The sequence below is a fragment of the Halochromatium roseum genome, assembly GCF_016653315.1.
GTDB lineage: Bacteria > Pseudomonadota > Gammaproteobacteria > Chromatiales > Chromatiaceae > Lamprobacter > Lamprobacter roseus.
In genome coordinates this window covers 396,271-403,834 of the sequence record NZ_NHSH01000057.1, presented here as the reverse complement: position 1 = coordinate 403,834, position 7,564 = coordinate 396,271, and the positions used below count along the sequence as shown (strand labels likewise).

Sequence of the window (7,564 nt, the reverse complement as noted above, 5' to 3'; positions counted from 1 at the left end):
CGTCTCGGCAACCATTGATAAGCTTGCCCGCAAGGTCCGCCGTGTCTTCGACTACCTGGGTATGACAGCGAACTCCAACCCCCGTGCTGCCCAAACAGCTCCCGTTGGCTAGAACGGATTTGCCGTGTTGCCCGAGACCGCCACCCTTGACGACGTCTTGGCGGGCATGGCCAGGACGCGCAATCAGATGATCGTGGTGATGGACGAGCACGGAGGCACCGCCGGCATCCTGACCATCGAGGACATCTGTGTCGAGGCCATTGGCGAGGTCGAAGAGGGGACCGACGAGGTGCCCGACGTGCGGGCCATCGGTCCCGACCGCTTCCTCGTCGAAGGGACGCTGCGACTCGATCGGCTCGGCGACGTGATCGAGCGCGAGCTGGAGCATCCCGAGGTCGAAACCCTGTCGGGATTAATGCTCAGCGAGCTGGGGCGACCGCCGCGCAAGGGCGATCGCATTCAATGGCAGGATCTCGTGTTCGAGGTCACCCGTTTGCATGGTCACGGCGTGCAACAGGCGCGCTTGACGCTGGCGACGAACCAACCGCCTGAGCGCCGGTAATCCTTATGGCCCCTGCACGACTCCGCAGCCGACTGACATGGCTGTTTCCCTTCCTGGTCTGGCTGCCCAAGGTGCGCCCGGAGGATCTGCGCGCCGACCTCATGGCGGCGCTGACGGGCGCCATCATCGTGCTGCCGCAAGGCGTGGCCTTCGCGACCATCGCCGGCATGCCGCCGGAATATGGCCTCTATGCCGGCATGGTGCCGGCGATCATCGCCGCGCTGTTCGGCTCCTCGCGCCACCTGGTCTCCGGCCCGACGACGGCGGCCTCAGTGGTGCTCTTCTCGTCGCTCTCGCTGCTCGCGGTGCCGGGAACGCCGGACTATGTGAGCCTGGCGCTGACCCTGACCTTCATGGTCGGCGTGCTCGAATTGGCGCTCGGGTTCGCCCGCCTCGGGGCGCTGGTGAACTTCATCTCGCACTCGGTCGTGGTCGGCTTCACCGCCGGGGCGGCGTTTCTGATCGCCGCCAAGCAGCTGAAGCACTTCTTCGGCTTGGAGATGGACAGTAGCGGCCATTTTCATCACATCCTGATTGAGTTCGGTCAGCATCTGATCGACATCAACCCCAGTGCCACGGCGGTTGCCGTTTCCACCTTGCTGGTCGGCATTGCGGTCAAACGTTGGTTGCCAAGGATGCCCTATATGATCGCGGCGATGCTGGGTGGCAGCCTGGTCGCCCTGGGACTCAATGCCTGGCTGGGTGAGGCAAACACCGGCATCGCCACGGTCGGCGCACTGCCGGCGAGCCTACCGCCGCTCTCGGCGCCGACCTCGACCTTCGATCAGATCAAGCAGCTGGCACCGACCGCACTCGCGGTGACCCTGTTCGCGCTCACTGAGGCGGTCTCGATTGCGCGTGCGCTGGCGGCGCGGGGTGGCTATCGCATCGATGGCAATCAGGAGTTCATCGGCCAGGGGTTGTCGAACATTGCCGGTTCGTTCTTCTCCGGCTATGTCGCCACCGGCTCGTTTAATCGCAGCGGCGTCAACTTCGAGGCGGGCGCGCGGACGCCATTAGCGGCAATCTTTGCCGCCCTGCTGCTGATGGTCATCGTGCTCTTGGTCGCACCGCTGGCGAGTTACCTGCCCACAGCGGCGATGGCCGCGATTCTGTTTCTGGTCGCCTGGGGGCTGGTCGATCGCAAAGAGATTCGCCACATCCTGGTGGCCTCCAAGCGCGAGACCGCGGTCCTGAGCGTCACCTTCTTTGCCGCGCTGTTCCTAGAGCTGGAGTTTGCGATCTTCGCCGGGGTGTTGCTGTCACTGGTGCTCTATCTGGAGCGGACCTCGAAGCCGCGCATCGTGACCCTGGCGCCCGATCCCCGCTTGCCCAAGCACGCCTTCTCCAGTGATCCTGAGGTGACCCAGTGCCCGCAGCTGCGCTTCATCCGCATCGATGGCTCGCTGTTCTTCGGCTCGGTGGCCCATGTCGAGCGCGGCTTCGATCTGCTGCGCGCGCGACATCCGAGCCAAAAGCATCTAGCGATCCTGGCCGATGGCATCAATTTTGTCGATCTTCAGGGCGGGCAGGCCTTGGCGGATGAGGCCAAGCGCCGCCAGCGTGAGGGTGGCGACCTGTACCTGATCAACGTCAAGCAGGGGCTGTGGGAGACGCTCGACGCCTGTGGCTGCATCGAGGCGAGGGGGGCGCGCAATGTGTTCCGGGGCAAAGAGGCGGCGATCCATGCGATCTATCAGAAGCTCGATAAGGCAGTCTGTGCAACCTGCGACAAGCGGATCTTTCATGAATGCGCAGGGGTTGAAGGGCATCGAAGCAAGCCCAAAGGCGAGCCGAACTAAAACGTAAGTTGTTGTTTCTTCCTTGAAGCTTGGGGTAGACGTGCCGGATCTGCCCGGCTGTTTCTCTGCGGGCGACAGCTTCGACGAGTCATTAGATGCGGTGTTGGAGACGATCGACCTGCATCTTGAAGGACTCACCGAGGACGGGCAGGAGATTCGGAACTGGCCTCAGGTGGTCTACACGCTGCGTGTTGGTTTGCCCAGCGGGCTGGAGCAAGCTGTCGGTGAGAGGCCGTTGCTGGCAAACGAGGCCAGCGGCGCGGACTATGCGGCGCTGATGATGGACGAGGTCGCACCGCGCCTTGAGGCGACGATCGCGTCTCTCTGCGCGCAGGGCAAGTCGTCTTGATCGCCCGCAGCTTGGGTGCGAGCCAGTATGACCTCAAGGCCGTCGTCTCCGTTGCGCAGATCGAGTGCACGGCTAGTCGTTTGCGTTCCTCGGCTTTGAACCGCTTGGAAGGCCCTCAATAACCATCTTCGCGATAATGGCAGTTCCCGTATTCATCGCACGGACAGTATTCCGTCGTTGTGTCGATCTGAGCATAAGGGTCACCGACGGGTAGTCCGTTGTCATCCAGATAACCGTATTTTGGTGCATTAAAGCCATAGGGAATCGGGGTCCCATCGCTATAGACAGTGCCTGGAGGCGGCTGATAGCTGGCGACATTGCCAATATCAGGAACGACGCCGCGTTGCTCAAGGATCTGATCCGGGGTCACCGAGATCACCATCAGGTCGAATGACCAGGTGATCCGGGGCAGCTGAGCGCCTCGCGCCCTGGCGATCAAGGGGTCATCGTCCGCTTGCGCCAGGTCGATGGACAGGCCATGCTCGAGGTCGAGGACGGCGGTCGCGGACTGCCCTCCGAGGCGTTGCGCCAGGCGGGTCAACCGTTCTTTACCACCAAGCCGGAAGGATTGGGTTTGGGACTCTCGATCTCAGGCGCCATCGCCGATCAGCATGGCGGCGAGCTGCGCCTGTCCAATCTGGCAACCGGCGGCGCCTTGGCGCAACTGCGACTGCCGCTGGCTGCCGTAACGCTCACAACGTCCAAGCAGGTCTGATCACGCATGCATGCCGTCAGCGTCCAGCCGCCGATCACCCCTCACCAACGTCAGCACGCTCTAGGCCGCGAGCGCGGACGTCTCATCGTGATCGACGACGACCCCGAGATCCTCGCCGCCCTGCGCACGCTGTTCGAACTCGAGCACTATGCCTGCGAGACCTACGACTCTGCGCTCGCCTACCTGCAGACGCTCACCGATCAGCCGGATCAGTGTCAGGGTCCCTGCTGCCTGCTCTGCGATGTCAGGCTACCAGGGCTCGATGGCCTGGAACTCCAGCGACGCCTCGCAGCCCATGACGAGCTGCCAATGCTGCTGATGAGCGGAGCCAGCGGCGCCGCGGAGGCGGCGACCGCCTTTCGTGCTGGCGCCTTGGACTTTCTGATCAAGCCACTGGACGACGAGACCCTGCTGGAGGCAGTGGCCAAGGGCCTTGCACTCAGTGCCGCGCGGCAAGAGCGACGTCACCGCCGGAGCGAACTCGCCGCACGCCTCGCCACGCTCACCCGACGCGAACGCGAAGTGGCCCAGCGGGTCGCCAGGGGTGAGCGCAACCTGCAGATCGCCACGGCACTCGGGATCGGACTGCGCACCGTGAAGCGGCATCGCCACCAGGTCATGGAGAAGTTAGCGGCCAAGACCCTAGTGGATCTTGCGCGCCTCCTCGACGAGTCGACGAGGCTCGATCCCGACCAGGACGATCGGCTTTCGGATGCAGACGTCTGAGCAACGACGGCCCTCTGAAACCGAGCAGGCAGGGCGTTTTCTCTTCCTGATTCGCGAACGGCTTACCGGCTCATGGCCTCATCGATGTGAAACAGCGTGCGCTCCCAGCCTGCGAACCCTGGGCGTGCCGCTACCGCAGCGCTCAATCGCCGCCCGTGAGGGTGACCTCGGGGCATGAAGGGCGCCGTTTTTGGTTGAAATGTCCCGCGCTTGGTTGAAAGGCCCCAACTGCGTAGGGATGGGTCAAGCGCTCGCAGGCGATGAGCGTCGGATGAGGTCCAAGCCGGGAAGAAGGCATGGTCGTTGCATTGAGCGTTATACCCTATTCAATGCACTGAGGAGACTGATGATGTCTTCTTATTCTTGGTGTGGCGAAACATCCACGATAAGGCACTGAGTCGGTACCCGCGCAAACCGCTGCGCTCAGCAAGACCTTCTGTTGTGCTGGGGAAACCCCCGAGCGGGGCGAAGCCGGTGCTGACGCTGCAAGCCCTGCCGCTGCGGGCCCCGCTAGCCTCGGGCTGCCAGCAGCCGCTGCAGCGCGCCGACCACGGCATCGGCGCCCGCGCCGGCGTCGATCTCGTCCAGCAGGTCGCGCAGGCGCTGCGCGAAGTCGGCACACTCCGGGAAGGCATCCCCGAGCTCCGTGCACCACTCCCGCAGGCTCGCCCAGTCGTGTTGCGCGGCGAACTCGCGGGCGGCTTCGAGCTCGATGGGCGGTGGCTGCAGCAGCAGTTCGGCGGTCGCGTCCTGCGACGCTTGACCGAGTGCCGTTTCCCCGTGCGGTGCCGGTGGGGTACACGCGGATAGAGCGTCTCCCCGCAGCCAGGCGAGTCCGAGGCAGTTGCCCACCGCCGTGCATAACGGCCCTTGCTCGATGGGCTTGAGCAGGAACGCCTGGAAGCCGAGTGCCGCCGGGTCTCCCGGCGCCGGCAGTGGAGAGGCGGATGCGGCGATGGCCGGCAGGCGCGGGCAGTCGAGTGCCTCGCGCAGTTGCCAGACGGCCGCGTAGCCGCAGGTGCCCGGCATGCGCAGATCCGCGATCACCAGGTCCGGCAGGTGGCTGCGGGCGATGGCCAGCGCTGCCTCGGCGTCTGCTGCAGCATCCACGGCGAAGCCCAGCGCACGCAACTGCCCAGTCATCAGGAGTCGGTTGACCTCGCTGTCGTCGATGATCAAAACACGCCGCCGAGGGCCTGCATAGCCGATGATGGACGCCGCCTCCGGCGCGGGCACGGCGCTGTCCGATAGCCCCGTCACCCGCTGCACCGGCAGCCGGAAGCCAAAACGGCTGCCCTGCCCGGGAGCACTCTCCAGCGTCAGTGTGCCGCCGAGCATGTCGGCCAGCTCGCGGCAGATGGCCAGGCCCAGGCCGGTGCCGGTGGCCGTGGGGTGGGCCTGCTCGAAGGGCGCGAACAGGCGCTCGCGGTCTATGGGGGCGATGCCGCGACCGGTGTCGGTCACCGTGAACAACAGCACCCGGATGCCCTCGTCCGTGGGCACTGATGCCGCTGGATCGAGCGCGGCGCTGAAGCGGACGCTGCCGGTATCGGTGTACTTAACGGCGTTCTCCAGCAGGTTCTGCAGCACCTGGTGCACGCGGCGGCCGTCGCTGCGCACCCGCTCCGGCAGATCCGCGGCGGATTGCGCCTCGAACCCCAGGCCCTTGGCCTTGGCCTGGCGGTCAGCGACGGCGGCAAGGTCCGCCAGCAGCGGGCGCAGCTCGACATCGCTGATGACGGGGCGCAGACGATCGTGCTCGATGCGGGCGACGTCGAGCAGATCCTCGATCAGGCGCAGCAGGTGCCCGCCGCCGCGCTGGATAAGCCCGCACTGCGCCTGCTCTTCGTCACCGAGCCGTGGCGAGCGCCGTAGCAGCTCCGCACCGCCTAGCACTGCATTCAGGGGCGTGCGCAGGTCATGGCTCATGCTGGCGAGGAACTGGGTCTTAGCGCGGCTCGCGGCCTCGGCACGGTCGCGCTGCACGGCCAGCTCGCGGGTGCGTGCATCCACCAGCTCAGTGAGCCGTGCTTCATTTTGCGCCAGTGCTGCCCGCGCCCGCTCGGCCTGTCGGCGCAGCGCGTTGACGCGGTCGGCCTGGGCGACGGAGAGCAGCAGCAGCATCGCCAACACCCCGACATAGGGAAGCGCCCAAATGGCGGTCCATGCTGGCAGCAGGCCGTAATTCAACAACGAGAGTATCGCCATGGCGATCAGCATCGGTAGCCAGCTCACCAAGAACCAGATCGCCGCGCGGGGTTTCTGGCGGGCGACCAAGAGGCCGCTGACGACTGCAACCGGGGCACACAGCGTACCCAGCGCCGAGGTCAGGTCATAACTGAGCCGCGGCTGCCAAAGGAATAGCACCGGCAAACTTGATGCCAGCAGCACCAGGGTCCAATGGACCCAAACCCAACGCGGTGCCTGCTGTGGCAGTTTTAGGTAGGCGACCGGGAACATGAAGATGCCGGTCAAACCTAAGGCGGCGCCAGCGGCGATACCAGATAGCCATGATGGCCACAGCGGCCAGAGCAAAGTTGTCAGCAAGCCTTCCCGCTCCGCTACCCAAATCATCGCGCCGGCAATGACACAGCAAAGCCACAGATAGGCTGGGTCGCGCAGCTGCACTAGCAGCATCAGGTTGTAGGCCAGCATGAACAGCATCGCGCCAAAGAACAGGGCGAGCCAGGCGGAGGTGGCGCGGTCCGACTCGGCGAGCCGCAATGGGTCGGTCAGCCGCAGGTCGAGCCGCCGCCCAGTGTCGCTGGTGACGCGGAGGTAGACCGTCGCGGTGGCCTCGGCAGCCAGCGGCAACTCGAACAGGAACCAACGATGCGAGCGATCTCGCTCCGCCGGATCGGCAAAGCGACCATCGCGGCGCTGCGTTATGACTTGGCCGTCGTCGTCCAAGGCCCAGTAGGCGACCTCCGTCATGCGTGCATCAGTGAGCACGAGCAGGATGGCCAGCGCCTGATCGGTGGCGTTGCGCACCCTGAACCGCGCCCACGCGGCATCTTTGCCGGTCCCGAGGTTCAGGATGCCAGGCGGAGCTGGCCTGAAGTCACCTGCGGTCTGCGGCGCGCGAACGTCGTCCAGGTCAAGGTCGCGAGTCGGGTCGCGGAGCAGCGCCATGTGCTCCACCCGCAGCGGCAAGTCGCCGGCATCGCTGATGATAACCCCAGGCGGGGAGGCTGCCGCAGCCGCCCAGGCGGGGGCGGCCAAGATGACCAGCATCAGCAGCAGGCGGTGCAGGCGGTGCAGGCGGTTGAGGCAGCAGGGGCGCACTGAGCGTCCGGTATCGGCTCAGCCGGCATCGTATGCGGTGCCGACGCGAAACCTAGAGCGGTGCTGACCGCGGCCAGGGAGCCGGGTGTGGCGGTTGCAAGGGCTTGAAACGAAAATCTTGCGCA

Annotated in this window: 7 protein-coding genes; 5 read left to right on the top strand and 2 right to left on the bottom strand. The window is 65.3% G+C overall.

From position 1 onward, the window contains the following. The first annotated feature begins 127 nt into the window (after positions 1 to 127). Genes CCR96_RS13235 through CCR96_RS13225 form a run of 3 tightly spaced genes read left to right on the top strand, consistent with a single transcriptional unit; the run spans position 128 to position 2,713 of the window. The gene (locus CCR96_RS13235) at positions 128 to 562 is read left to right on the top strand and encodes a transporter associated domain-containing protein (protein ID WP_242519031.1); all 435 of its coding nucleotides are present in this window, start codon (positions 128 to 130) and stop codon (positions 560 to 562) included. Between the two features lie 5 nt (positions 563 to 567). Continuing rightward, the gene (locus CCR96_RS13230; protein ID WP_201220573.1) at positions 568 to 2,364 is read left to right on the top strand and encodes a SulP family inorganic anion transporter; all 1,797 of its coding nucleotides are present in this window, start codon (positions 568 to 570) and stop codon (positions 2,362 to 2,364) included. Between the two features lie 40 nt (positions 2,365 to 2,404). Continuing rightward, complete coding sequence (locus CCR96_RS13225) at positions 2,405 to 2,713, top strand: type II toxin-antitoxin system HicB family antitoxin (RefSeq protein ID WP_338035877.1); 309 nt, start codon at positions 2,405 to 2,407, stop codon at positions 2,711 to 2,713. Positions 2,714 to 2,828: 115 nt separating this feature from the next. On the opposite strand, the gene CCR96_RS13220 is transcribed toward CCR96_RS13225, so the two are convergent. After that, on the bottom strand, positions 2,829 to 3,152 hold the full coding sequence (locus tag CCR96_RS13220; protein WP_201220571.1) for a hypothetical protein: 324 nt from the start codon (positions 3,150 to 3,152) through the stop codon (positions 2,829 to 2,831). Between the two features lie 15 nt (positions 3,153 to 3,167). On the opposite strand from CCR96_RS13220, the gene CCR96_RS13215 reads away from it, so the two are divergent. Together CCR96_RS13215 and CCR96_RS13210 are read left to right on the top strand one after the other, a co-directional pair. Continuing rightward, positions 3,168 to 3,428, top strand: coding sequence for an ATP-binding protein (locus CCR96_RS13215; RefSeq protein WP_201220570.1), 261 nt, complete (start codon positions 3,168 to 3,170; stop codon positions 3,426 to 3,428). Positions 3,429 to 3,434: 6 nt separating this feature from the next. Beyond that, complete coding sequence (locus tag CCR96_RS13210; protein ID WP_201220569.1) at positions 3,435 to 4,154, top strand: response regulator transcription factor; 720 nt, start codon at positions 3,435 to 3,437, stop codon at positions 4,152 to 4,154. Between the two features lie 510 nt (positions 4,155 to 4,664). Here CCR96_RS13210 and CCR96_RS13205 read toward each other — a convergent pair. After that, positions 4,665 to 7,439 (bottom strand): 7TM diverse intracellular signaling domain-containing protein, encoded by a 2,775-nt coding sequence (locus CCR96_RS13205; RefSeq protein ID WP_201220568.1) that lies wholly within the window; start codon positions 7,437 to 7,439, stop codon positions 4,665 to 4,667. Positions 7,440 to 7,564: the final 125 nt, after the last annotated feature.